The following is a 24858-nucleotide window of genomic DNA, read 5'->3' on the forward strand; positions in this document are numbered from 1 at the left end:
GCTCAACATGCACCAGGGCTTACATAGAGAAATAGAAAAATCGCTGCCAGTGAAGCAGGAGAAAGAGTTCATTCTTTGCCATGACGGCAGGGAAATCCTCGAATACCCGGCCAGCACCGCAGAAAAAGAACCGAAGATCATCCGCCGCGCGCTGCCCGCTCTTCCCTGGCCTCGACAATCCCCGGCGCCAGAGACGCGAATGCCCCGCCGAGCGAACTCGACGGGGCATCGGTAGCCCGGCGACGCCTTGGCTGATTCAGTAGGTCAGGCCGAAATGGCTCTGCACGCTGGTGTGCCAGCCATCGTCCACCGGCGAGCCGAAGTAGTTCAGCCCGTTCTTGTTGGTGACGATATCGAACCAGGCGTAGTAGCGTCCGGCAGTGACCTTCACCCCCAGGTCGTTGAGCATGGGGTCGTCCATGTCGCCGAAGCCGCCGTTGACCGGTGAGTAGTCACCCGACGCCGCGATATAGCTGAAGTCGTTGTAGAAGTAGAGGTTCTCCACCACGCCCCAGTCGACATCCATGCTGTAGGCGAGGCTCGCCGAGTACATCTGCCCTTCTGCCGGAATCAGATAGTTGAAGCCGAAGGCACCGACCTGCAACGCATTGTCCGAGACACCCGATACCGCTTCGTCGGGGTTCTTGGCGTTGTACTGGTAGCTGGTCGCCTGCAACAGCGTGGTCCAGTTGCCGTAGTTGCCGTTCATGCCCAGCGCCACGGCCCAGTTGTCACCACTCTTCTGGGTATTGTGGTTGTAGAGCTGCCCCCCCTTGGCCGAGAGGTTGAGCTCGGTGGTGTAGTCCGAGCCCTTGCCGAAGGTATAGGCGGCGCGTGCGGCCAGCTGATTCTCTTCGCTGTTGCCCTGGGGGCTGTCGCCGATCGCGTTGGCGCCGTAGTGCTCGTTGCCGTCGCCGAGCTGGTCGCTCTTGAAGAATGCAAGCGTGGTGTCCCAGGCGCCCTGAGAGTGATCCCACTTGATGCCGGCGTTCTGATTGTCGTTGAAGCCCGCCAGATACGGCAGGTTGCCGTACCAGCCGAGATAGCCGTAATCCATGTTGCCGAACGGGGTCTGCACCAGGCCGAGCTTGACCGTGTCAGCGTCACTGAAGGCGTAGCCCGCCCAGGCGTGCTGCAGAAAGCGATAGCCGTCGTAGAAACGGTACTGGAAGGAGTAGGAGAGCGGCCCCTCACCGCCTTCCATGCCGAGGATGAACTTGCCGAAGTCCATGTCGCCGACGGTGTCCTTGCTCGACTCGCTCCAGTCGTTGAAGGTGTACCCGAGCTCGATCGCCCCGCTGAACTGCGGCTTGCCGACGTTATCCAGCAGCGAGCTGTTCTTCTCCGCCAGCTGGCGTGTCTGCGTGTTCTCGCGCTGCTGGCTCGCCTTCTGGGCGGCGAGTTCGCGCTGTAGCTCCTGCACCTGCTGCTGGAGCGCATCGAGCCGGCGCTGGATCGCTTCGCTATCCTGGTGGGTCTGGGCAAAGACAGCAGGGGCGCAGGCCATCAGGCCCACGGCCAGGCCGAGGGTTGAGTAGGTCTTGAGAGTCACGTTGTTATTCCCTTGTCGTTGTTGATACAGCCTCTGTCGGGCCGTCGAGAGATCGCGCCGCGCTCACGCAACAAGACGCGTCCCAGGAAGGATAGGCAATTTCTCGGATTTTCCGTAACGAATCCGTTACGCGTCTGACATCTGGCGAAAGGCCCGCGGGGCGCGGGATTCGTCAGCTCGGCGTAGGCTGACTACGCTGAAAGCAGGCGGCCCGACGTGACACGGACGGCATGCCACCAAGACCAACAAACCAGCCACGCGCCACAGCACGCGGGCGGTTAAAAGAATACGGACATTCAAGGGAGAGAACAGTGGCCAAATCCACCTCGTCTCGCGGTGCGAGCAGGTTGTTCTCCTGCATCGTGGGTCTCATCGTCGCGCTCGCCGGCCTCGCTCTGGGCGGCGGCGGGCTCTATCTGGCACTACTCGGAGGGTCCTGGTACTACCTGTTGGCGGGTGTCGTGATGCTGCTCGCCGGCATCCAGCTGTGGCGCGGCCGGATCTCGGGGGCCTGGCTCTACGCCCTGGTCTTCGTCGGCTCCTTCCTGTGGGCTGCCTGGGAGTCGGGGCTCAACTACTGGCGCTGGATTCCGCGCTTCGACCTGGTCCTGATCCTGGCGATCCTGGTCGCCCTGGTCGCGCCCGCCCTGCGTGGCGGGCCACGTCCGCGGGTCGGCTTCGCCCTGGCCGGCGTGCTCTGTGTGGGGCTGATCGTCGCCGGTGCGCTGGCCTTCCTGCCCGGGCGCGGCTACCAGAACCTGGCGCCGGTACCGGCGGTCGCCGATGGCTCGCTGGCCACCGACGTCGGCAATGCCCAACCGGCGGACGTCCCCGCCCCGGGCGACTGGACCGCCTACGGCCGCGACTCGGCGGCGACCCGCTACTCGCCGCTGGAGCAGATCACCCCGGACAACGTCGACCAGCTCCAGGTCGCCTGGCAGTACCGCACCGGCGACCTGCTGGATCATCGCTGGGGCGCCGAGACCACCCCGCTCAAGGTGGGGGATGACGTCTTCCTGTGCACCTCGCGCAATATCCTGATCTCCCTCGATGCCGCCACCGGTGAGGAGAACTGGCGCTACGACCCGGTGGTCTCCAAGGACGCCATTCCCTACACCGCCGCCTGCCGCGGCGTGACCTACTACGAAGTGCCGGCGGATCGCCTGCCCACCGCGGACAGCGCCGATGACACCCAACAGGCGGCGGCCAGCGGCAACCAGGCAGACGACGCCCAGGGCAGTGACGCTCAGAACGGCGGCGATCCGAACAGTGACGCCGCGATGGCCGCCAGCGACGCCATCGCCTGCCGCACCCGGATCATCTCCGGCACCCTCGACGGGCGCATCATCGAAGTCGACGCCGCCACCGGCAAGCCGTGCACCGACTTCGGCGACAACGGCCAGGTCGATATCAAGCGCAACATGGGCGAGACCCCGCCGGGCTACGTCTCGATCAACTCCGCCCCGGTGGTGGTGCGCGATGTCATCGTCACCGGCCACCAGGTGCTCGACGGCCAGCGCCGCTATCCGCCCTCCGGCGTGATCAAGGGCTTCGACGTCATGACCGGCGAGCTGCAGTGGGCCTGGGATGCCGCCCGCCCCGACCGCAGTGAACCGCTGACCGGCGACGAGACCTACGTGCGCGGCTCGCCCAACATGTGGACCACCGCCGCCGGCGACAGCAAGCTGGGGCTGGTCTACCTGCCCATGGCCAACAGCGCCGCCGACTACTGGAGCAGCTCGCGCACCCCGGAAGAGAACGCGTGGGCCAGCTCGATGGTCGCACTCGACGTCGAGACCGGCCTGCCCAAGTGGCACTTCCAGACCGCGCACAAGGACGTCTGGGACTACGACCCCGGCTCGCAGCCGACGCTGATCGACTTCCCCACCGACAACGGCGAAGTGCCGGCGCTGATCATGCCCACCAAGCAGGGCGAGATCTACGTGTTCAACCGCGAGACCGGCGAACTGCTCGGCGGCGGCGCCGAGGAGCGTCCGGTCCCCCAGGGCGGCGCCGAGCCGGAGCAGCGCAGCAAGACCCAACCCTTCTCGCGCTATGCCACCCTGCGCCAGCCCGATATCACCGAGAAGGACATGTGGGGCATGTCACCGTTCGACCAGCTCTTCTGTCGGATCCAGTACCACCAGGCCAGCTGGAAGGGCATGTATACGCCGCCCACCGCCGAGCAGCCGTGGGTCGAGTACACCGGCTACAACGGCGGCTCCGACTGGGGCAGCGTGGCGGTCGACCCGCAGCGCGGGGTGATCATCGCCAACTACAATGACATGCCCAACTACAACGAGCTGGTGCCGCGCGACGTCGCCAACAAGCTGGGCTGGGTCCCGCGTGAGGAGCTGAAATCCGACCGCGGCGGTGCCGAAGGCGCGGGGGATCCGCAGGCCAACACCCCCTACGCGATCAACGTCAACGCCGGCTGGCGGGTGCCCTATACCGGCCTGCTGTGCAAGCAGCCGCCGTATGGCCATATCCGCGCCATCGCGCTCTCCAGCGGCAAGACGCTGTGGGACCGCCCGCTGGGCACCGCCCGCGCCAACGGTCCCTGGGGCATTCGCTCGGGCCTGCCGATCGACATCGGCACGCCCAACAACGGCGGCTCGGTGGTCACCGCCGGTGGCCTGATCTTCATCGCCGCGGCGACCGACGATCTGATCCGCGCGATCGACATCGAGAGCGGCGAGACCGTGTGGCAGGCCGCCCTGCCCGCCGGCGGCCAGGCCAACCCGATGGTCTACGAAGCCGACGGCCGCCAGTATCTGGTGATCGTCGCCACCGGCCACCACTTCATGCAGACCCCCACCGGCGACTACGTGATCGCCTACGCCCTGCCCAAGCAGCGCGATAGCTGAGCGACGCTTTACGCTCACCGCAAGACCTCATCGCCCCGGCCAACTGGCCGGGGCGATGCGTTTCAGCGAGACGCCAGGGCGCCTTACCTGTTCAATCGCGATCGACCGCGAACGCCGACCACGCCTGACGGGTCGGCATCACCTCCAGCCGGTTGATGTTGATATGCGCCGGCAGCGTGGCCAGATAGAACATCTGCTCGGCGATATCCTCTGCGCTGAGCGCGGTGGTGCCGCGGTAGAGCGCATCCGATGCCGCTTGGTCGCCGCCGGTGCGCACCAGGGTGAATTCGGTCTCGGCCAGGCCCGGGGCCAGATCGGTGACGCGCACGCCACTCCCCTGCAGATCGCAGCGCAGGTTGTAGCTGAACTGCTGCACGAAGGCTTTCGACGCCCCGTAGACGTGGCTCCCCGGGTAGGGCCACTGACCGGCGATGGAGCCGACATTGACGATACTCGCCCCTTCGCCGGTCGCAATCAGGGTCGGCAGCAGCGCATGGGTCACGTTGACCAGACCGGTGATATTGGTGTCGATCATGGTGTGCCAGTCCGCGAGCTTGACCTGCTGGGCCGGCTCCGGCGCCAGCGCCAGGCCGGCGTTGTTGATCAGCGCGCGCACCCGCTTGAACGGCTCGGGCAGCGCCTCGATCGCCTGACTCACGGCCTGGTCATCGCGCACGTCGAGCGCCAGCGTGTGCACCTCGACCTGGCTCGACAGCGCCTGGGCCAGCGCCTCGAGCCGCTCCTGGCGGCGCCCGGCGAGAACCAGCGCCCAGCCGGCCTCGGCAAAGCGCCGGGCGGCGGCGCGGCCGAACCCGGAGGTGGCACCGGTAATGAAAACGACGTCTTGCATGCTTGTCTCCTCGGCTTGATTGTCGATCGTTGCGTCCGTGTCGCGGTGCGCTCAGCGCAACAGGGTCTCCCGCGCCAGCACCCACAGCGAGAGCGCGATCAGCAGCGGCGCCACGCTCCAGCGCATCGAGCGCGGCGGCGAGCGCTCGAAGGCCCACTGCCCCAGCGCGTTGCCGAGCAGTGCCGGCAGCAGCAGCCAGGCGCCGCGCGTCAGCGTCTGGGCGTGCAGCGCACCGGCCAGCCACAGGCCACTCAGGGCCGCACTGCTGCTGACGGCGAAGAACAGGATCGCGGTGGCGCGCAGCACCGCCGGCGGCAGCCGCTGCTGTAGCAGATAGAGCATCAGCGGCGGGCCGCCCGACGAGGCGAGCGTCTGGCACAGCCCCGAGGCCACCCCGGCCAACCAGGCAGTGCCAGCGCGCAGCTCGCGCGCCGCGTTCGGTACCGCTGCGCGCCCCAGCAGCAGCGCCAGCGCCCCGGCCAGGGCCAGTAGTGCGACGATGACGCGCAGCGGCGTGGGCGGAATGCTCGCCATCAGCCACACGCCGAGCGGGGTCGCCAACGCCATGCCGCCGATCAGACGGCGCAGCCGGTCGCGGTCGGCCAGGCGCCAGGCGCGCCGCCACAGCCCCGCGCTGGTGATCAGATCGAGCAGCAGGGCCAGCGGTACGGCTTCGAGCGGTGGCAGCACGAGCATCAGCCCGAGCGCCAGCAGCATGGCGAAGCCGAAGCCGCAGTAGCCGCGCACCGCACCCGCCAGATACGCCAGTGCCAGCACTCCACCCAGCGACGGCAGCGCCGGCATCATCGCCGCGACGTTCACCGCCGCACACTCCCCGGCCCAGTCCGCATCAACGTCACCATCGTCGCCCTCTCATCGTGACAACCGGGCTGGGAAAACCGGGCTGTCATAGGCGAGCACCTTAAGCGCCGCGGCCCCAGGGGCTGTAGAGCCAGTTGCGGCGACTCCTCGGGACATGGTGCCGGCTGTCACGAGCGCGACGAGGTTCTGGCTCTAAGACGATACCGCGGCGCCGCTTAGTCTGAACCTGAGCCAGACGCGTCTGGGCGCGAGCACAGCGCCCGAGGCGCAATCCGCCTTTCCCCCTGGTGCCGATGGCGCCGGGCGACACAGGATGCAGACCATGACCCAAGCCTCGACCGCCACCCTCGGCAACGACGCCATCAGCAGCGATGCGATCAACCACGACGCAATCGACAATGACTATGTGCGCCAGCTCGACCGTCGGCACGTGTTCCACTCCTGGTCCGCCCAGGCCACCCTCGACCCACTGGTGATCGCCGGCGGCAGCGGCTGCCGGGTGTGGGACTATGCGGGCAAGGAGTATCTCGATTTCAGTAGCCAGCTGGTCAACACCAACATCGGCCACCAGCATCCCAAGGTGATCGCCGCCATCCAGGCCCAGGCCGGCGCGCTCGCCACCGTGGCGCCGGCGCATGCCAACCTGGCCCGCGGCGAAGCGGCCAAGCGCATCCTGGCGCGGGCGCCCCAGGGCTTCGAGAAGGTCTTCTTCACCAACGCCGGCGCCGATGCCAACGAGAACGCCATCCGCATGGCGCGGGCCTACACCGGCCGCGACAAGATCCTTTCCGCCTACCGCTCCTACCACGGCAATACCGGCGCGGCCATTGCCGCGACCGGCGACCCGCGGCGCATCCCCAACGAGTTCGCCCGTGGGCATGCCCACTTCTTCAACCCCTACCTCTATCGCAGCGACTTCTGGGCCGGCGACGAGCAGCAGGAGTGCGAACGCGCCCTGCAGCATCTGCAGCGGGTGATCGAGTGCGAGGGGCCAGGGGCGATCGCCGCCATTCTGCTCGAGTCCGTGCCCGGTACCGCCGGCGTGCTGATCCCGCCCAAGGGCTATCTCGAGGGCGTGCGCCGGCTGGCCGATCACTACGGCATTCTGCTGATCTTCGATGAGGTGATGGCGGGTTTCGGCCGCACCGGGCGCTGGTTCGCCTTCGAGCACTTCGGTGTCAGCCCCGACCTGATCGTGTTCGCCAAGGGCGTCAACTCAGGCTATGTGCCGGCGGGCGGCGTGATCGTCTCCGCGCCGATCTGCCGCCACTTCGACGACCAGATGTTCTACGGTGGGCTCACCTATTCCGGCCATCCGCTGGCCATGGCGGCGATCGTCGCGTCTCTGGATGCGATGGCCGAAGAGGGGATCGTCGATAACGCCGACCGGGTCGGCAACGGCGCGCTCGCCAAGGGGCTTTCGCAGCTCGCCAGCGATCACGCCATCATCGGCGAGACGCGCGGTGTCGGCGTGTTCCATGCCCTGGAGCTGGTCAGCGATCGCACCTCCCGCGCGCCGCTGCCGGGGGCCGAGATGGCCAAGATCAAGCGCGCCCTGATCGACAAGGGGCTGCTGCCGTTCGTGGTCGAGAACCGCATCCACGTCACCCCGCCCTGTATCGTCAACGAGGCCGAGGTGGCGCAGGGGTTGGCGATTCTCGACGAGGTGCTGGGCGCCGCCAGCTGAGCCACTCCCGGAGTAGCGACACCGCTGACACACAGACGCCGGCCTGCAGCCGGCGTTGTGCTTGATAAGAAGCGGACCCGGGTTCGGCGCTCAAGACGGATGCCGGGGGAGCCAGGCTCTCTAGGCAGGCATCCCAGGCAGGCACCCCAGGCAGGCTTACCAGGGATGCCCCCCAGACAGCCCCTCCGCCGGCATCACCCCATGGCCCGTGCCAGGCGCTCGACCCCCGGGCCGATACGCGCCACATCGATGGCACCGAATCCCAGCCGCATGAAGTGTCGCGGTGGCACCCGGTCGAAGAAGTGCTGGAAGCCGGGCTCGATCAGCACCCCGTACTGGGCCGCCCGCCACGCCAGGCGCTGGGTATCGATCTCGGCCGGCGCCTGCAGCCAGAAGACGCTGGCGTGGTCGCCGCCCACCCGTCGGCATCTCGGCAGATCGCGCTGGAGGCAGGCATCGAGAGTCTCCCAGCGGCGGTACATCTCCTCGGCGAAGACACGCAGATAGCGGTCGTAGTGGCCCTGGGACAAGAACTGCGCCAGCTGCTGCTGCAGACTCGAGGGCGGGTGCCGGTACATCAGCCGGCGCAGCGCGCGCAGCTCCTCGATCAGCTCGGCATCGGCGACCAGATAGCCCAGCCGCAGCCCCGGCGATAGCGGCTTGGAGAGGCTGCTCATGTAGATGACCCGGGCACCCGCCCGGCTCGCCTTCAGCGCCGGCAGCGCATGGTGGTCGAAATTCACCTCGGCGTCGTAGTCATCCTCCAGCACGATCTGATCGCGACGCTGGATCTGCTCGATCAGCGCCTCCCGCCTTGCCCGGCTCATGGTCACCCCGGTGGGCCCCTGATGGCTCGGGGTGACATAGAGGTAGTCGCAGTCGGCCGCCGCCGCATCCAGGCACATGCCCTCGTCGTCCAGCGGCTGATAGCTGAGCCGGGCCCCCTGACGCAGGAAGACGTTGGCCGCCTCACGGTAGCCGGGGTTCTCGACCGCGACCCGGGTGCGCGCATCGAACAGCAGTTGGGCGATCAGAAAGAGCGCATTCTGCGACCCCAGCGTGATCAGAATCTCGTCACTGCGGGCGTGGATGCCACGCTTGGGCAGCACCCGGGTGCGCAACTGCTCGATCAGCATCGGATCGTCCTGATCGTAGCGGTCGCTCAGCCAGTGGCGCTCGCGCTGCCCGCCGAGCAGCCGGCGGGAGGCCTCGCGCCACTGCTCCAGCGGAAACAGCCGGGTATCGAGCTGGCCATACACGAACGGATAGTCGTAGTGCATCCAGTTACTGGGGCGCAGCACGCCCTGGAAATGGCTGGGCCGATGGGTGAAGCGCGCGTCCCATCCTGGTGCATCCTGCGCCTGCGCTGCACTCGGCTGGCTCGCTGGCTCCCCCGCCGCCATGTGATAGGCGGTGTGCAGGTAGTAGCCGCTGCGCGGCCGGCTGACCAGATAGCCATCCTCCACCAGCCCTTCGTAGACCAGCGCCACGGTGTTGCGCGAGATCCCCAGCTGGCTCGACAGCCGGCGGCAGGAGGGGAGCGCCTCCGCGGCGGGAATGGTACCGGTATGGATGGCATCGAGCAGCGCCTCGCGCAGCTGCTCCTGCAGCCCCCGCGGGGCGTCGAAATCGAGCGCAAAGTAGTGATCGAGCATGGTGCACCTCGCTGGCCAGCCGTGACGTCGCGCTAGGGGTTGTTACGCTGCAAGAACCACGCCACCGAACGTCGGCCTGCGCCTGTCATCGCTTGCCCCCGCACTACCCAGGCTGCCCCCTCCAGGCTCTCCCCCCTGGGCCCGCCGCTGTCTCGACCATCCCCGGCATCTGTCCTGTGGCATCGCCACGGCCCGACCTTACCATCGCCGATAGCGCCCAGAGCGCGGCGCCCGCCCCGCGGGACGCGCCAACAACAATATCAACCGTGAGGATCGCAACATGGGCAGTACCTTTCATGGCATCATCGCCTTCGCGCTGATGGCGGCGCTACTGGTCGCCGGAAGCCTACTGCGCAGTCGCCTCGCCTGGCTGCGCGCCAGCCTGGTGCCGGGTAGCATCGTCGCCGGCGTGCTCGGTTTCCTGCTGCTCTCGTGCGGGCTGATCCCCGGCTACGGACCCGGGGACTTCACCGCCCTCGCCTTTCACTTCTTCACCCTGAGCTTCATGTCGCTGTGTCTGACCGGCAGCCCAAAATCGGCGGCCCGGGAGGGCCGACAGAGCGTGGTCGGCGGCGGGCTCTGGCTCACCCTGATCTGGACCGCCAGCCTGGGGGGGCAGGCGGTGCTCGGCTTCGCCCTGATGGCGGGCTACGACGGAATCAGTGGCGCCAACCTCGACCCGCTGCTGGGGGCGATCGTCACCCATGGTTTCACCCAGGGGCCGGGCCAGGCACTGACCTACGGCACCCTCTGGGAGACCCGCTACGGTATCGCCGATGCCGCCCAGGTCGGCGTCATCTTCGCCTCGCTGGGCTTCATCGCCGCGTTCGCGGTGGGGGTGCCGGTGGCGCGCCACTTCCTCAAGCGCGGCCTCAACAGCAACCGCGAGTCGACCCTGGATGACGACTTCATCGCCGGCTTCCACGCCCCCGAACGTCAGCCCGCCAGCGGTCGGCAGGTCACCCACCCGGGCAACGTCGACTCCCTCGCCTGGCATCTCGGTCTGCTCGGGGTCGCCTACGTCATCACCTACGCCTGGCTGTCGTTCATGCAGCCGCTGGTCGCCGGCAACCAGGTGCTGTCGGTCTTCTTCAGCTTCAATCTCTTCTTCATCCACGGCCTCACGATCTGCGTGTTGATGCGCCTGCTGATCGACCGCTGCGGCTGGTCGAGCAAGGTCGACGACGACACCCTCAAGCGCATCACCAGCGGTTCGGTCGACTTCATGGTGGTGGCCACGCTGATGAGCGTTCAGGTGGCGGTACTCACCGCGCTGCTGGTCCCGATCCTGATCGTCGCTGCCGGCGTCACCCTCGTCACTCTGCTGGGCGCGGTGGCGATCGGCCGCTTGAGTGGGCGACTCGGCCCGGAACGCACGGTGACCGCCTTCGGCTGCTGCTGTGGCTCCACCGGTACCGGCCTGCTGCTGCTGCGCATGCTCGATGCGGACTTCAGCACCTCGGTGCCCAAGGAGCTGGCGTTCTTCAACATCGCGATCATCGTGGTCAACATTCCGACCCTGTTCTTCTTCGCGCCGATCGCCCCCTCCCTGGGCACCTGGACCTACCTGGCGATCTTCGGTGGCTATGCCGTGGCCGCCCTCTCCTGTATCCCGCTGCTGCGGGGCTGGCAACGCCGACTTGAGGCTCGCGTGCCGGCCGATCAGGAGCCGACCCCGACATGAGCCTTCGTATCTATGCCGCGCGCCGCATCCTGACCATGAATCCGAGCCTGCCGGAGGCGACCCATATCGCCGTGCGCGATGGGCGCGTGCTCGGAGTCGGCACGCGGGAGGCGTTGGCCGACCTGGGCGCCCACGAGGTCGATCAGCGCTTCGCCGACAAGGTGATCCTGCCCGGGTTCGTGGAGGGGCATAGCCATGCGCTGGAGGGGGCGCTGTGGGAGTACGTCTATGCCGGGTTCTTCGCCCGCCAGGACCCCGAAGGCAACTCCTGGCCGGGGCTGACCGACATCGCGTCGCTGCAGGCGCGCCTGCGTCAGCAGGCTGACACCCTCCCCGCCGGGACCGCGTTGATCGCCTGGGGCTTCGATCCGATCTACTTCCCCGACCGGCGCCTGGACCGCCACGATCTGGATGCGGTCGACGCCGAACGCCCCATGGTGGTGATCCATGCCAACCTGCACATGATGACGGTGAACGGGGCCATGCTGCGCCACGCCGGTCTCGACCGGCACGCCGGAATCGAGGGGGTGATGACGGACGCGGATGGCCATCCCAACGGCGAGCTGCGGGAGATGGCGGCGATGTTCGCCATCTTCGATACGCTGTCGCTGGATCTCTTCGACCGTGGCAGCGAGCCGCAGACGCTGGCCCGCTATGCCCGGATCGCGCAGCGCCACGGCGTCACCACCCTGACCGATCTCTACAATCCGCTCAGCGAGCACGGCGTCGAGAGCATGCTCGCCACCTGTGCCCGTGACGACGTGCCGATGCGCCTGGTGCCGGCGATGAGCGCACTGACCTACCCCACCGATGTCGGCATCGAGCGGGTACTGGCGTGCCGCCAGCTCAGCACCGACAAGCTGCACTTCGGGCCGGTCAAGCTGATGACCGATGGCTCGATCCAGGGCTACAGCGCCCGACTCAACTGGCCGGGCTACCACGACGGCATGCCCAACGGGCTGTGGAACGCGGAGCCGGAGAGGCTCATCGAGGTGGTCCAGCGCTACCATCAGGCCGGGCTGCAGCTGCATATCCACACCAACGGCGACGAAGCCGTGGATCTGATGCTGGATGCGATCGAGTCCGCCCTGGAGCTGTGGCCACGCCCCGATCATCGCCACACCCTGCAGCACTGCCAGATCATCAATCAGGCGCAGATGCGGCGCGCGGCCCGCCTCGGGGTCTGCCTCAACATGTTCGCCAACCACCTCTACTACTGGGGCGATATTCACCGCGCGCGGACGCTGGGTTTCGAGCGCAGCCAGCGCCTGGAGCCGCTGGCCTCGGCCGAGCGTCTAGGCATCCCCATCGCTGCGCACTGCGACGCTCCGGTCACACCGTTGTCGCCACTCTTCACCGCCTGGTGCACGGTGGCGCGTCAGACCGCCAGCGGGGCGGTACTGGGCGCCCACGAAGCGCTCAGCGTGACGCGGGCGCTCAAGCTCATCACCCTGGATGCCGCCTATACGCTCAGGCTCGATGATCGCATCGGCAGCCTCGAGGTGGGCAAGTTCGCCGACATGGCGGTGCTGGACGAGGACCCACGCGAGGTAGCGCTGGCGCAGCTGCCGACGCTGCGCGTCGCGGCGACCGTGGTCGGCGGCATCGTCTATCCCAATCCGCCGGCCGAGCCCTGATGACGGACGCCGACGCCGCCGCCGGCACCACCGCGGTCACGCTGGTCGCCGGCTATCTCGGCGCCGGCAAGACCACCTGGCTCAACGCGCACCTGCGAAAGGAAGGCGGCGCCGATACGCTGGTGCTGGTCAATGACTTCGGCACTCTCAACGTCGACGCCGAGCTGATCGAGCACCAGGGCGAGCGCCTGCTCGCGCTGAGCAGCGGCTGTCTGTGCTGCTCGCTGAGTGACGAGCTCGGTGCCCAGCTCTCACGCCTGGCGCGCTGGCCGCAACCGCCCTCGACGCTGATCATCGAGACCAGCGGCGTGGCCCGCCCCGGACGGATCGCCGATCTCATCCGGGTGGCGCGGCGCTACCACCTGGAACGCACCGTCACCCTGGTGGATCTCTCCACCTTGAGCGCTCGACTCGACGACCGCCGGGTCGGCGCCCTGGTCGCCGAGCAGATCATCAGCGCCACCGAACTCGCGGTGAACCGGGAGTCGCTGCTGCCCCCGGCATCGCGGCAGGCCGCCTGGCAGCGGCTGAGGGCACTCGCCCTTGCCCCTGACGCCCGCCAAGCCACTATGACGCCGCTGGCCGCGGCAGCCGGGCCGGGGGGCACACCGACGCAGGCGTTCCGCCCTGCGACGGCCGTCTCCGGCGCTGCCCCCGCTCCTGGCTCCAGCCCAGACTGGCAGCGTTTCCGCGTCAAGCTGCCGGCGACGCTGCGCCGCGAAACCCTCGAGGCGCTGCTCGCCGTGCATCGGGACGCCCTCGTGCGGGCCAAAGGGTTCGTCGACTGCGCGGGGCGTCGCTACGTCTTCCAGTGGAGCGGCGGGCGCCCCTCGTGGACACCCACGGCGCCGGGTCGCGGCGGGCCGAGCCAGCTCACCGGGATCGGCTTTCGCGGCGTCGCGCTGACGCAGCTGATCGCCGCGCTCGAAGCACTGGCGTGACCCCTGCCCAGCCACATCTGGCACGGAACCTGCATAAATCTTTTGCATCAGTCATTGATGAGACATGCGCGGGTCATGGATCCGTCACGTGACTGCCCGCGGCTACGCCTCGACGCCGGAGCCTCGGCTGGCCAGCCTCAGGCCACGCGCGTGGCGTCTGGCCAGCCGCCGCCGGCCAACTGGCTCTACGAGACGGGGCAGCGAGTTCTTTAGGGTGAAACCACCGCCACACGGGCCGCGCCGTCGCCGACGGCCGCCCCGGCGGGGCAATCCATGACAACGACCGCCATGGCAGCGATGTAATAGCAGCGACGCCATAACAACGACGCAATAACAACAATCACGACAACGACATCACTCGATAGCGGCGTCACGCGACCAAGACGTCACGCCATAACAACACCTCGAGAGGGTTCTTCATGATGCGCTTCCCGATCCGTTCCACGACACCGACCCCGCACCGTTCCGGCGCACGCCTCGCCACCCTGGTGGGCGGCGCCCTGCTGGCCCTGGCCATGGCCACGCCGCCCTGGGCCATGGCAGCCGATCTGCCCGAGATCGAGAGCCGCGGCAGCATGAGCGTGGCCACCGAGGACAACTACGCCCCGTTCAACTACATCGAGAACGGCCAGCCGGTCGGCTTCAATGCCGACGTGCTGGTGGCGCTGCGCGAGTACGCCGACTTCGACGTCAAGCAGGACATCCTGCCCTGGACCGGCCTGCTGGCAGCGGTCTCCACCGGCCAGTACGACATGGCACTGACCGGCGCCTCGGTCTCCGACGAGCGCCTGCGCGTCTTCAACTACACCGCGCCCTACGCCTCCGCCCAGCACTTCGCGATCACCCGTGCCGGCGATGGCAGCATCAAGAGCGTGGCCGATCTGAGCGGCAAGACGCTGGGGGTCCAGGCCGGCAGCGTGCTGCTGTCACGCCTGCCCGAACTCGAGAAGATGCTCAAGGAGAGCGGCGGTGAGCTGGGCAAGGTGGTGCAGTACGAATCCTACCCGGAAGCCTTCGCCGACCTGGCCAACGGCCGGCTCGACTTCGTGATCGACTCGGCGGTACCGGTCAACACCCTGGTGGCCTCCAAGCCGAACGTCTTCGCCAAGGGGCCGGCGGTATCCGGCCCGGGCTATGTCTCCTGGCCGATCCCCAAGTCGAGCCCCGAGCTGCTGGCCTACATGAATGGCTTCCTCGACCATCTGCGCGACAGCGGCCAGCTGGCAGCGCTGCAGGAGAAGTGGTTCGGCGAGAGCTTCCCGAACCTGCCCACGGTGCCGCTGACCAGCGTCGAGCAGTTCCACGAGCTGCAGGCCAGCAGCCAGTAGCAGGTCACCGCGGCGGCGCCGCGAGCACCTCTCGTCGACCCGAGCGCGCCGCGGCCTGCCCGCGGTGCGCTGCCAGCGACCACTCTGTGGAGAGATCATCATGAACGCCAGTGCCTGGCACATGCTGCTGGAGGGAGCCTGGACCACGCTCTGGATCTCCGGCGTGTCCATCGCCATGGGGGTCACCGCCGGGCTGATCCTGGCGCTGATCCGACTCGCCAGGGTCCCGGTCATCGATCAGCTGCTGGTGCTCTACATCAGCCTGGCCCGTGCCACGCCCCTGGTCACGCTGGCGCTGTTCATCTTTCTCAGCGCCCCGACCTTCGGCCTTCAACTGGACCGCAACGTGGCGGGGATTCTAGCCCTCACCCTCAATACCACCGCGTTCAACGCCGAGATCTGGCGCAGCGCCTTTCGCAACTTCTCGCGCGAGCAGCGCGAGGCGGCGATGGCCACGGGCATGACGCCCTGGATCACCTTCCGCCGCATCATGCTGCCGCAGATGGTGATCACCAGCCTGCCCGGGCTGATCAACGAGATGTCGTTTCTGATCAAGGGCAGCCCGGCGATCGCGGTGATCGGCATCGTCGACCTGACCCGCGTCACCAACCGCATCTCCGCGGTCACCTATGAGCCGCTGCCGCCGATTCTGGTCGCCTGCGTGCTCTACATGGCGATCATCGGCGGCCTGGTATGGGCCCAGCGCGTTGCCGAACGCCGCGCCAACCGGCTCGCCGTCTAGGGCATCGCGAGGAGAGAGTGTCATGAGCAACTGGCAAATTCTGTGGCAGGCGCGGGATCAGTTCTGGTCCGGCTTTCTCAGCACCATGACGATCTTCGGCTGTGCGATCAGCGCCGCGTTCGTCATCGGCTGCGTCCTGCTCTATCTACTCGAGGGCAGCCGCCCTCGCCTGGCGGTACCACTGCGGGTGTTCATCGACGGCATGCGCATGCTGCCGTTTCTGATCCTGGCCTACCTGCTCTACTACGGCCTGCCAAGCTTCGGCATCCGGCTCGACGCCTGGTGGTCGGGCGTCGGCGCCCTGGCGGTCTACCACGGCTGCTATATCGCCGAGATCTTCCGCGGCAGCCGGCTGACCTTCCCGCCCGGCCAGATCGAAGCGGCGCAGGCCCACGGCTTCACCCGCAGCAAGATGTTCCTGCGCCTGATCCTGCCGCAGATCGTCATGCAGACCCGCCCGCTGCTGGGCAATCAACTGATCTACGCGCTCAAGGACACGGCCTTTCTGGTCATCATCACCGTGCAGGAGCTGACGGCCGCGGCCAACAGCCTCTCCGGTACCTATTTCATTCCCACCGAAGCCTTCATCGTGGTGATCGGCTTTTACTGGGCGGTCAGCATCGTGATGGAAGTCATCGTCAAGCAGTGTGGGCGCTTCGGTAGCAGACGGGGGTTCGACAATGTCTGATCTTCACGCCACGGCCGGCCGTCAGGCGACGCCCGAGCCGCCAGCGGCGGGCAATTCCCACGTGACTACGGCCGCGGTCTCGATCCGCAATCTATCCAAGAGCTTCGACGACGTCGAGGTGCTGCGCGACGTCAATCTGGAGGTCAAGCAGGGCGACGTCGTCACCATCCTGGGCTCCTCCGGTTCGGGCAAGTCGACGCTTCTGCGCTGCATCAACTGGCTGGAACAGCCGGAGCGCGGCACCATTCACATCGCCGGGGAGCGCATCGGCATGAACGCCGACGGGCGCCCGATGTCGGTGAAGGCGCTGGCGCGGGTGCGCGCCAGGACCGGCATGGTGTTCCAGAGCTTCAACCTGTGGCCGCACCTCAACGTGCTGCACAACGTCACCGAGGCGCCGATCCACGTGCTCGGCCAGCCGCGCCAGGAAGCCGAGGCACGTGCCCGCGAGCTGCTCGACAAGGTCGGCATGTCGCACAAGCAGGATGCCTACCCCAACACCCTCTCCGGTGGCCAGAAGCAGCGCGTGGCGATCGCCCGTGCGCTGGCCATGCAGCCGGAGGTGATGCTGTTCGACGAGCCCACCTCGGCGCTCGACCCGGAGCTGGTAGGCGAGGTGCTGGGGGTGATCAAGGCGCTGTCGGCCGAGGGCTACACCATGGTCATCGTGACCCATGAAATGGCCTTCTCCCGCGCCGTCTCCGATCAGGTGGTGTTTCTCGAGAAGGGGCTGATCATCGAGCAGGCCGATCCCGAAACCTTCTTCACCCGGCCCCGCACCGAGCGCGTTCAGCGCTTTCTCGAACGCCACCAGTGACTGCTCGACAGCCACCCCTCGACGTGCCAACAATGGCAGGCAGTGCGACTGCCGGGGAGGCGCTGCCATGGCAATGACGGTAACGGTGCTGGACGACTATCAGGGCTGCTGCGGCTTTCTCGATGCCGTACGCGAACTCGACGGCTGCGACGTGCGCCTGGATATCGAGCACGCGCGGATCTCGCCGTCGGCGCTGGCGGCACGGCTGGCCGAGAGCGATGCGGTGATCCTGATCCGCGAACGCAGCGTGCTCACCCGCGAGGTGCTGGCGCAGCTGCCGCGGCTCAAGCTGGTGGTGCAGACCGGCCGCCTGGCGTCGGCGATCGACCTGGAGGCGTGCCGCGAGCTGGGAATCGCGGTGCGCGAGGGCTCCGGCTCGCCCATCGCCCCGGCCGAGCTGACCTGGCTGCTGATCATGGCCGGCTGCCGCCGGCTCGGCGGCTATCTGGCGCGCCAGGCCCAGGGCGAGTGGCAGCGCACCACCGAGCGCCTGGAGACGGAGTCGCTGGGACATGCGCTCCACGGGCGTACCCTGGGCATCTGGGGGCTGGGCAAGATCGGTGGTCTGGTGGCCGGCTACGCCGCTGCCTTCGGCATGCAGGTGGTGGCCCATGGGCGCGAATCGAGCGCCGGCCGCGCCTTCGAACTGGGTATCGCGTTCGAGCCCGATCGCCACGCCTTTCTCGCCCGCTGCGACGTGGTCACACTGCATCTCAGGCTCAACGATGACACCCGCGGCATGATCACCGCACGCGAGCTGGCCGCCATGCGCGCCGACGCGCTGCTGGTCAACACCAGCCGCGCCGAACTGATCCGCGACGGTGCCCTGCTCGACGCCCTCGATGCCGGACGCCCGGGGAGCGCGGCACTGGACGTGTTCGAGCAGGAGCCGGAGGGCGCCCGCGCCTATCAGGCGCATCCACGGGTACTGGCGACGCCACATATCGGCTTCGTCGAGAAGGATACCTACGAGCGCTACTTCGCCACTGCCTTCCAGCAGGTCAAGACGTTCTTCGACGCCGAGCGCTGAGCTAGAAACGCGAAGGGCCCGGTGAATACCGGGCCTCTCTCTTAGTTTTCCTGGACTCCCTGGTTCTCCTGGCGGCACCCAGAGGGTGTTTACAAATTCGGCGAGCGAAGGCCAGACCGGGGCGCGTAGCTAAGGCAAAATCGGTCGAGAAAGCGGAGTTTACACGGGGTAAATGAGCATTTTGACCGGGCTCGCGTACGAGGCCGATTTTAACGCCGTATTGCCGAGCGCAGGCATTTTGTAAGCACTCTCTCAGCGCCCGAACAAGTACCCGCGCGCCTCGTCGGTCATCGCCACATCGTTGTCCGGATTGACCTCCACCGCCCGGGCATAGGCCCGATTCACCGCGTCGCGCCGCTGGATCTGCTCGAACCAGCGCTGCAGCGCGGGGAAGTCGTCCAGCTCCTGGCCCTGCTTCTCATAGGAGCGAATCCATGGCCAGATCGCCATGTCGGCGATCGAGTAGTCGTCACCGGCGACGAAGTCGTTGTCCTCCAGCTGGCGGTCGAGCACGCCATAGAGCCGCGCGGTCTCCTTGGTGTAACGCTCGATCGCATACTCGATCTTGCGCGGCGCGTAGTGGCGAAAGTGATGGTTCTGCCCCGCCATCGGCCCCAGCCCGCCCACCTGCCAGTGCAGCCACTGCAGCACGCGGTAGCGCTGGCGCCCGCTCTTGGGCAAGAACTTGCCGCTCTTGTCGGCGAGATACTCGAGGATCGCGCCGGACTCGAACAGCGCCAACGGCTGGCCGCCGTCGATCGGCGCGCGGTCGACGATCGCCGGGATGCGGTTGTTGGGCGAGATCTCCAGAAACTCGGCGCTGAACTGCTCACCCTTGGCGATATCGATCGGCCGAATGCGGTAGTCGAGCCCGGCCTCCTCGAGACACAGGGTGATCTTGTGCCCATTGGGGGTGGTCCAGTAGTACAGATCGATCATGGCCTGCTCCTGTCGCCGCTGGCGACGCGAGATCGCGCCGCCGCTATCGAACTCACACGTTCTGGTACGCCCCTTCGACATCGACGAGACGGGTGGCGTTGCGGCCCAGCCCGTCGTAGAGATCGAGCATACGCTGATACCAGGCATAGACCGGGTCGGCATTGGAGATCAGATCGGCCCCCGAGCAGACCCGCGCCCACATGAACATGCCCACCACCAGATAGTCGGCGGCCCCCGGCGCTTCACCGTCGAGGAACTCGCTCTCGTCGAGGCGCCCGCGCATCGGCTCCAGGGCGCGGTCGAGCATGGTCAGGCCCTGGCTCGGCGAGTGCATCTCTTCCAGGGTGCGGCCGAAAGCCTTCTCGCGCGAGGTGCGGAAGTAGTCGCGGTCGTCCGGGTGAATGGTGTTGAAGACATCCATCAGGATGGTGCGCACGATCCCGGGGGCCAGCGAGCGCTCGCTGTAGAACTTGAAGAAACGCGCGCGCTCCGCCGCGGCGCCCTCGCCCAGCAGCGGCCGCTCGGGATAGGCGCGATCCAGATAGCGCAGGATCTCGTAGCTGTCGACGACGGTCTCCTCGCCATCGACCAGCACCGGCACGCGCCCTTGGCCGGAGAAGGCGAGCGCCTCCTTGTCGGTGAACTTCCAGGGCACGAAGTCACACGCCAACCCTTTGTGGGCCAGGGCGAACTTGACGCGCCAGCAGTAGGGCGAGAACCGCAGCCGCTCATCGCGACCGCGAAGATCGAACATCTTAAGCGCCATGACAGGCATCTCCTCGTGACGGGAAATCAATGTGACAAGAGGTCAATCGACGTGACTCAGCATGTCCAAGGGGCCGATGGGCGTCAAACGGAAACTAGGCCCGCCCTGGTGCAATAGCGTCATGGACCAAGGCGGCTCGGGGCCAAGACCGAACTGGGCAAACGCGAAAGCGTTGCCATACTGTAACGGGTAGCCGCCACGGCATGGGTTCGCGATTGACTTGGCAACGCTGTGGCGGCAGTTCGCAGGTCGATCAAGGAGACCACGGTCATGTCACATCAACTCAAGGATGATGAACTGCACGGCAAGCAGGGCGAGCACGATGCCCCGGGCGGCGGCTGGCAATCGGTGCAGGCCACGGAGACCCATTTTCTGCGCGAGAAGGTGCCGTTCAAGGGCAACTCGCTGATGCTCAAGATCAACCAGCCGGATGGCGGCTTCGAGTGCCCCAGCTGCGCCTGGCCCAATCCCAAGAAGCCCGGCCCGCTGGAGTTCTGCGAGAACGGCGCCAAGGCGGTGGCGTGGGAAGCGACCGCGGCCCGCACCACTCCGGAGTTCTTCGCCCAGCACAGCGTGAGCGAACTGCTCGCCTGGTCGGATCACGCGTTGGAGAAGCAGGGTCGGCTGACGCACCCGCTGCGCTACAACCCTACCACCGACAAGTACGATCCCATCGACTGGGAGACCGCCTATCGCGAGATCGGCGAGCGCATCCAGACCTACGACCCGACCCGGGTCGAGCTCTACACCTCCGGGCGCACCTCCAACGAGGCCGCCTTTCTGTGGCAGCTCTACGGCCGCATGATCGGCACCCACAATTTTCCCGACTGCTCCAACATGTGCCACGAGACCACCACGGTGGCGTTGCCGCAGAGCATCGGCGTGGGCAAGGCGACCACGGTGCTGGAGGATTTCGAGCACGCCGACTGCATCTTCCTGTTCGGCCAGAACGCCGGTACCAACAGCCCGCGCATGATGGGCCTGCTGCACGAGGCGCGCCTGCGCGGCGCCGAGGTGATCACCTTCAACCCACTGCGCGAGCGGGCGCTGGTCAAGTTCGCCAATCCGCAGACGCCCAAGGACATGCTGACCAACCACGGCGTGCCGATCAGCAGCCAGTACCACCAGCTGCGCATCGGCGGTGATATCGCCGCCATCCAGGGCATCTGCAAGTACCTCATTGCCACCGACGACAACGCCCGTGACAACGGCGGCAAGCGGGTGATCGACCACGACTTCATCCACATGCACACCGATGGCTTCGAGGCCTTCGCCGAGCACTGCCGCCAGTTGCCCTGGGAACGCATCGAGCGCCACAGCGGGCTGACCCGCGCCGCCATCAGCGAGGCGGCGGAGGCGTGGATTCGGGCCGAGCGGGTGATCTGCTGCTGGGGCATGGGCATCACTCAGCACATGCGCGGCGGCGACAATATCCACCAGATCCTCAACCTGCTGCTGATGGGCGGCCATATCGGCCGGCGCGGCGCCGGCGCCTGCCCGGTGCGCGGCCACTCCAACGTCCAGGGCGACCGCACCGTGGGCATCTTCCACAAGTCCGGCGAAGCCTTCCTCTCGAAGCTGGACGAGCTCTTCGGCATCGAGTGCCGGCGCGAACATGGCCATGACGTGGCGCTCTGCTGCGAGGCGATCCTGCGCGATGAGGTCGACGCCTTCCTCGGCATGGGCGGCAACTTCTTCCGCGCCATCGCCGATCAGGCCCGGGTCTGCGCCCATGTCGAGAAGATCCCGCTCACCGTGCAGATTGCGACCAAGCTCAACCGCAGCCATCTGATCCACGGCCAGGCCGCCTACCTGCTGCCGGCACTGGCGCGTACCGAGAAGGACGTCCAGGCCGGGGTCGAACAGACCATCACCATCGAGGATGGCATGTGTAACGTGCAGGGCTCCAAGGGCGCGCTGGAGCCGGCCTCCCAGCACCTGCGCTCGGAGATCGCGATCGTCGCCGGACTGGCGCGGGCGACCCTGGCGCCCAACCCCAAGGTCGACTGGGCGTGGCTGGCCGAGGACTACGCGCGCATCCGTGACAAGATCGAGGCGAGCCAGCCGGAGACCTTCTACGACTTCAACCAGCGGCTCGCCGCCGACGGCGTGTTCCATCTCGATATCGCCGCCCGCGACCGGGTGTGGAACACCGACTCCGGCAAGGCGCACTTCCTGTTCCCGCAGGATCACCTGACCGAGGACGAGTCCGAACCCGGCGATGCCCACTTCCAGTTGCTCTCGATCCGCGGCCACGATCAGTACAACACCACCATCTACTCCTATGACGACCGCTATCGCGACATCTACGGCACCCGCATGGTGCTGATGATGAACCCCCGCGATATCGAGAAGCACGGCTTCGAGGCGGGCAACAAGGTGACCCTGAGCGCGCTCAGCGACGACGGCATCGAGCGCACCGTCTCCGGCTTCAAGATCATCGCCTACGACCTGCCCGAGAACTGTCTGGGCGCCTACTACCCCGAGGTCAACGACCTGATCCCGGTGGCCAACCGCGACACCGGCAGCAACACCCTGGCGGCCAAGTCGATTCCGGTGAACGTGACGCTGATGTCGACCGAGCAGATCGAGGCCGATACCGGCCTGCTCGCCACCGGCTGAGAGACCACCGGCAGCGCCCGAGACGTACGACTCGTTGGACACGCCATCGGCATGATGCGCAAGGACAGAGGCGCCGGGGGGATTCCCCGGCGCCTTTTTAGGTCTCTGCAGGCCGGCGGCCATGGACATCCGCGCCGTCCATTAGTCGCATCCTCGATACCCCGGCGGCCCCGGGATGCGCCCCGGCACCCCCATGCAAGCCTTGCGGCGTGAGGCCTGCGGGGAACACACCCCACGAACCACTCTGGTCTGACCACTTATCCACGGATGGCGCCCACCCGGCGGGCTGGCTATCGTGCCGGCATCCGTCCCTGCCACGCGGCAGGGACGGAGGACGGGCGGGCGAGGCAGCGGAGGACGAGGTGTTCCCGGTGCTCACACGCGGATCAAGAACACGATCGCGAAGACCGCTCGCCCCTGAAAACCACGCTTCCGAACAACCACGCTCTCATAAAAATCACACAAGGGCTTTCGCTATGGACCACACGGTGTTGTCACTGCTTGCCTTCCTGCCGCTGATCCTGGCCGGGGTACTGCTGATCGGCCTGCGCATGGCGGCGCGCACGGCCATGCCGATCGTGTTCGTGGTGGCGGTGCTGATCGCACTGTTCGCCTGGGACATGACCGCCAACCGGGTACTGGCATCGACCTTTCAGGGGTTGATCCTGACCGTGGCGCTGTTGTGGATCATCTTCGGCGCCATTCTGCTGCTCAACACCCTCAAGCACTCCGGCGGCATCATGGCGATCCGCAACGGCTTCTCCGGCATCAGCCCGGATCGCCGCGTGCAGGCGCTGATCGTCGCCTGGCTGTTCGGCTGCTTCATCGAGGGCGCCTCGGGCTTCGGGACGCCGGCCGCAGTGGCCGCCCCGCTGATGGTGGCACTCGGCTTCCCGGCGCTGGGCGCGGTGGTGGTGGGGATGATGCTGCAGTCGACCCCCGTCTCCTTCGGTGCCGTGGGTACGCCGATCGTGGTCGGCGTCTCCGGCGGGCTCAACCAGGCGGCGATCAGCCAACAGCTCGCCGCCGACGGCTCGAGCTGGGAGACCTTCTTCCGTCTGATCACCTCGGAAGTGGCGCTCACCCACGGCCTGATCGGCGTGTTCATGCCGCTGATCCTGGTCACCGTGATGGTGCGCTTCTTCGGCGAGAATCGCTCCTGGCGCGAGGGTCTCTCGATCGCCCCCTTCGCGCTCTTCGTCGGGGTCTGCTTCGTGGTGCCCTACATGCTGGTGGGGGTCTTCCTGGGGCCGGAGTTTCCGTCGCTGCTGGGCGGCCTGATCGGTCTGGCAGTGGTGGTACCGGCGGCGCGCAAGGGCTTCCTGCTGCCCAAGGACACCTGGGACTTCCCGCCGCGCTCGCAGTGGCCTGCCGAGTGGCTGGGCACGATCGAGATCAAGGTCGAGGATGTCGCCGGGCGCGCCCCGATGTCGACTCTGCGCGGCTGGATGCCCTATGTGATCGTCGCCGTGCTGCTGGTGGTCTCGCGTACCGTGCCGGCGGTCAAGTCAGCGCTCTCCTCGGTCAGCACCGGCTGGAGCAACATCCTCGGCGAACAGGGTATCTCCGGCAGCGTGCAGTGGCTCTATCTGCCCGGCGGCATCATCCTGATCGCGGTGATCTGCACCATCTTCCTCCACCAGATGCGCGCCAGCCAGGTCAAGGCGGCGTTCGCCGAGTCCTCGAAGACCCTCTTCGGCGCCGGCTTCGTGCTGCTGTTCACCATCCCCATGGTGCGCATCCTGATCAACTCCGGTGTCAACGAGTCCGACCTGGTCTCGATGCCGGTGGCGATGGCTCAGCTGGTGGCCGACGGCATGGGCCACGTCTACCCGCTGTTCGCCCCCGCGGTGGGCGCACTGGGTGCCTTCATCGCCGGCTCCAACACCGTCTCCAACCTGATGCTCTCGGCGTTCCAGTTCAACGTGGCCGAGGCGCTCGGCGTCTCCACTGCGATGATGGTGGCGCTGCAGGCGGTGGGCGCGGCGGCCGGCAACATGATCGCCATTCACAACGTGGTTGCGGCCTCGGCCACCGTGGGTCTGCTCGGACGCGAAGGCACCACGCTGCGCAAGACGATCCTGCCGACGCTCTACTACTGCCTGTTCGCGGGCATCGTCGGCCTGCTCGCCTTCTACGTGTTCCATATCGGCGACCCGCTGATGGGTGGCTGACCACCACCCGCCCCGGACCATGGCGATGTCCCGGCATCGCCATGGTCTGACCAATTA

At 67.1% G+C, this 24858-nt stretch carries 18 protein-coding genes; 12 read left to right on the forward strand and 6 right to left on the reverse strand.

The window, feature by feature from the left end; genetic code table 11:
- Positions 1 to 256: 256 nt before the first annotated feature.
- Positions 257 to 1552, reverse strand: coding sequence for a hypothetical protein (locus tag DOM66_RS01740; RefSeq protein ID WP_110675272.1), 1296 nt, complete (start codon positions 1550 to 1552; stop codon positions 257 to 259).
- A 311-nt stretch (positions 1553 to 1863) separates the two neighbouring features.
- Between DOM66_RS01740 and DOM66_RS01745 the strand changes: the two genes are divergently transcribed.
- Positions 1864 to 4419 carry a membrane-bound PQQ-dependent dehydrogenase, glucose/quinate/shikimate family gene (locus tag DOM66_RS01745; protein WP_110689068.1) on the forward strand — a complete coding sequence of 852 codons (2556 nt, stop codon included), beginning with the start codon at positions 1864 to 1866 and terminating at the stop codon, positions 4417 to 4419.
- A 91-nt stretch (positions 4420 to 4510) separates the two neighbouring features.
- Here the strand turns inward: DOM66_RS01745 and DOM66_RS01750 are convergent, their stop codons facing one another.
- Complete coding sequence (locus DOM66_RS01750) at positions 4511 to 5269, reverse strand: SDR family NAD(P)-dependent oxidoreductase (protein ID WP_110675274.1); 759 nt, start codon at positions 5267 to 5269, stop codon at positions 4511 to 4513.
- 51 nt (positions 5270 to 5320) lie between these two features.
- A complete protein-coding gene (locus DOM66_RS01755) occupies positions 5321 to 6091 on the reverse strand; it encodes a sulfite exporter TauE/SafE family protein (RefSeq protein ID WP_223161866.1) in 771 nt (256 codons plus the stop codon).
- Between the two features lie 322 nt (positions 6092 to 6413).
- Here DOM66_RS01755 and DOM66_RS01760 point away from each other — a divergent pair, with 322 nt between their 5' ends.
- The gene (locus tag DOM66_RS01760; RefSeq protein WP_110689069.1) at positions 6414 to 7778 is read left to right on the forward strand and encodes an aspartate aminotransferase family protein; all 1365 of its coding nucleotides are present in this window, start codon (positions 6414 to 6416) and stop codon (positions 7776 to 7778) included.
- Between the two features lie 194 nt (positions 7779 to 7972).
- On the opposite strand, the gene pdxR is transcribed toward DOM66_RS01760, so the two are convergent.
- On the reverse strand, positions 7973 to 9433 hold the full coding sequence (gene pdxR / locus DOM66_RS01765; protein ID WP_110689070.1) for a MocR-like pyridoxine biosynthesis transcription factor PdxR: 1461 nt from the start codon (positions 9431 to 9433) through the stop codon (positions 7973 to 7975).
- 280 nt (positions 9434 to 9713) lie between these two features.
- Here pdxR and DOM66_RS01770 point away from each other — a divergent pair, with 280 nt between their 5' ends.
- The 8 genes from DOM66_RS01770 (at position 9714) to DOM66_RS01805 (ending at position 18300) form a co-directional block, all read left to right on the forward strand.
- The gene (locus tag DOM66_RS01770; RefSeq protein WP_110689071.1) at positions 9714 to 11117 is read left to right on the forward strand and encodes a sodium/glutamate symporter; all 1404 of its coding nucleotides are present in this window, start codon (positions 9714 to 9716) and stop codon (positions 11115 to 11117) included.
- Entirely contained in the window at positions 11114 to 12754 is a 1641-nt protein-coding gene (locus DOM66_RS01775) for an amidohydrolase (protein WP_110689072.1), read from the forward strand. Before DOM66_RS01770 ends, DOM66_RS01775 begins: the two co-directional genes overlap by 4 nt.
- Complete coding sequence (locus tag DOM66_RS01780) at positions 12754 to 13695, forward strand: CobW family GTP-binding protein (protein ID WP_110689073.1); 942 nt, start codon at positions 12754 to 12756, stop codon at positions 13693 to 13695. The genes DOM66_RS01775 and DOM66_RS01780 overlap by 1 nt, the downstream gene beginning before the upstream one ends.
- A 419-nt stretch (positions 13696 to 14114) precedes the next feature.
- Positions 14115 to 15023 carry a transporter substrate-binding domain-containing protein gene (locus DOM66_RS01785; protein ID WP_245392338.1) on the forward strand — a complete coding sequence of 303 codons (909 nt, stop codon included), beginning with the start codon at positions 14115 to 14117 and terminating at the stop codon, positions 15021 to 15023.
- A gap of 100 nt (positions 15024 to 15123) precedes the next feature.
- On the forward strand, positions 15124 to 15765 hold the full coding sequence (locus tag DOM66_RS01790; protein ID WP_110689074.1) for an amino acid ABC transporter permease: 642 nt from the start codon (positions 15124 to 15126) through the stop codon (positions 15763 to 15765).
- A 22-nt stretch (positions 15766 to 15787) separates the two neighbouring features.
- Entirely contained in the window at positions 15788 to 16453 is a 666-nt protein-coding gene (locus tag DOM66_RS01795) for an amino acid ABC transporter permease (RefSeq protein ID WP_110675281.1), read from the forward strand.
- Positions 16446 to 17270 (forward strand): amino acid ABC transporter ATP-binding protein, encoded by an 825-nt coding sequence (locus tag DOM66_RS01800; protein WP_110689075.1) that lies wholly within the window; start codon positions 16446 to 16448, stop codon positions 17268 to 17270. Before DOM66_RS01795 ends, DOM66_RS01800 begins: the two co-directional genes overlap by 8 nt.
- Positions 17271 to 17337: 67 nt before the next feature.
- Positions 17338 to 18300 (forward strand): D-2-hydroxyacid dehydrogenase family protein, encoded by a 963-nt coding sequence (locus DOM66_RS01805; protein WP_245392339.1) that lies wholly within the window; start codon positions 17338 to 17340, stop codon positions 18298 to 18300.
- A gap of 252 nt (positions 18301 to 18552) precedes the next feature.
- Here the strand turns inward: DOM66_RS01805 and DOM66_RS01810 are convergent, their stop codons facing one another.
- Positions 18553 to 19239, reverse strand: coding sequence for a glutathione binding-like protein (locus tag DOM66_RS01810; protein ID WP_110675619.1), 687 nt, complete (start codon positions 19237 to 19239; stop codon positions 18553 to 18555).
- Between the two features lie 52 nt (positions 19240 to 19291).
- Positions 19292 to 20005 carry a glutathione S-transferase N-terminal domain-containing protein gene (locus DOM66_RS01815; RefSeq protein WP_110675621.1) on the reverse strand — a complete coding sequence of 238 codons (714 nt, stop codon included), beginning with the start codon at positions 20003 to 20005 and terminating at the stop codon, positions 19292 to 19294.
- Between the two features lie 270 nt (positions 20006 to 20275).
- Here DOM66_RS01815 and DOM66_RS01820 point away from each other — a divergent pair, with 270 nt between their 5' ends.
- Together DOM66_RS01820 and DOM66_RS01825 are read left to right on the forward strand one after the other, a co-directional pair.
- Positions 20276 to 22627: an FdhF/YdeP family oxidoreductase gene (locus DOM66_RS01820; protein WP_110689076.1), complete on the forward strand. Its 2352-nt coding sequence runs from the start codon at positions 20276 to 20278 to the stop codon at positions 22625 to 22627.
- Between the two features lie 476 nt (positions 22628 to 23103).
- Positions 23104 to 24801: an L-lactate permease gene (locus tag DOM66_RS01825; protein WP_110675625.1), complete on the forward strand. Its 1698-nt coding sequence runs from the start codon at positions 23104 to 23106 to the stop codon at positions 24799 to 24801.
- Positions 24802 to 24858 lie beyond the last annotated feature (57 nt).

This window comes from Salinicola endophyticus (genome assembly GCF_003206575.1).
Taxonomy (GTDB): Bacteria; Pseudomonadota; Gammaproteobacteria; order Pseudomonadales; family Halomonadaceae; genus Salinicola; species Salinicola endophyticus.

What these genes read in the sequence shown, in the direction of transcription:
- DOM66_RS01820 (WP_110689076.1), top strand. Translation starts at nt 20,276, where the DNA reads ATGTCACATCAACTCAAGGATGATGAACTGCACGGCAAGCAGGGCGAG.
- DOM66_RS01805 (WP_245392339.1), top strand. Translation starts at nt 17,338, where the DNA reads ATGGCAATGACGGTAACGGTGCTGGACGACTATCAGGGCTGCTGCGGC.
- DOM66_RS01785 (WP_245392338.1), top strand. Translation starts at nt 14,115, where the DNA reads ATGATGCGCTTCCCGATCCGTTCCACGACACCGACCCCGCACCGTTCC.
- DOM66_RS01815 (WP_110675621.1), bottom strand. Translation starts at nt 20,005, where the DNA reads ATGGCGCTTAAGATGTTCGATCTTCGCGGTCGCGATGAGCGGCTGCGG.
- DOM66_RS01795 (WP_110675281.1), top strand. Translation starts at nt 15,788, where the DNA reads ATGAGCAACTGGCAAATTCTGTGGCAGGCGCGGGATCAGTTCTGGTCC.
- DOM66_RS01750 (WP_110675274.1), bottom strand. Translation starts at nt 5,269, where the DNA reads ATGCAAGACGTCGTTTTCATTACCGGTGCCACCTCCGGGTTCGGCCGC.
- DOM66_RS01775 (WP_110689072.1), top strand. Translation starts at nt 11,114, where the DNA reads ATGAGCCTTCGTATCTATGCCGCGCGCCGCATCCTGACCATGAATCCG.
- DOM66_RS01780 (WP_110689073.1), top strand. Translation starts at nt 12,754, where the DNA reads ATGACGGACGCCGACGCCGCCGCCGGCACCACCGCGGTCACGCTGGTC.
- DOM66_RS01800 (WP_110689075.1), top strand. Translation starts at nt 16,446, where the DNA reads ATGTCTGATCTTCACGCCACGGCCGGCCGTCAGGCGACGCCCGAGCCG.
- DOM66_RS01790 (WP_110689074.1), top strand. Translation starts at nt 15,124, where the DNA reads ATGAACGCCAGTGCCTGGCACATGCTGCTGGAGGGAGCCTGGACCACG.
- DOM66_RS01825 (WP_110675625.1), top strand. Translation starts at nt 23,104, where the DNA reads ATGGACCACACGGTGTTGTCACTGCTTGCCTTCCTGCCGCTGATCCTG.
- DOM66_RS01760 (WP_110689069.1), top strand. Translation starts at nt 6,414, where the DNA reads ATGACCCAAGCCTCGACCGCCACCCTCGGCAACGACGCCATCAGCAGC.
- DOM66_RS01770 (WP_110689071.1), top strand. Translation starts at nt 9,714, where the DNA reads ATGGGCAGTACCTTTCATGGCATCATCGCCTTCGCGCTGATGGCGGCG.
- pdxR (WP_110689070.1), bottom strand. Translation starts at nt 9,433, where the DNA reads ATGCTCGATCACTACTTTGCGCTCGATTTCGACGCCCCGCGGGGGCTG.
- DOM66_RS01810 (WP_110675619.1), bottom strand. Translation starts at nt 19,239, where the DNA reads ATGATCGATCTGTACTACTGGACCACCCCCAATGGGCACAAGATCACC.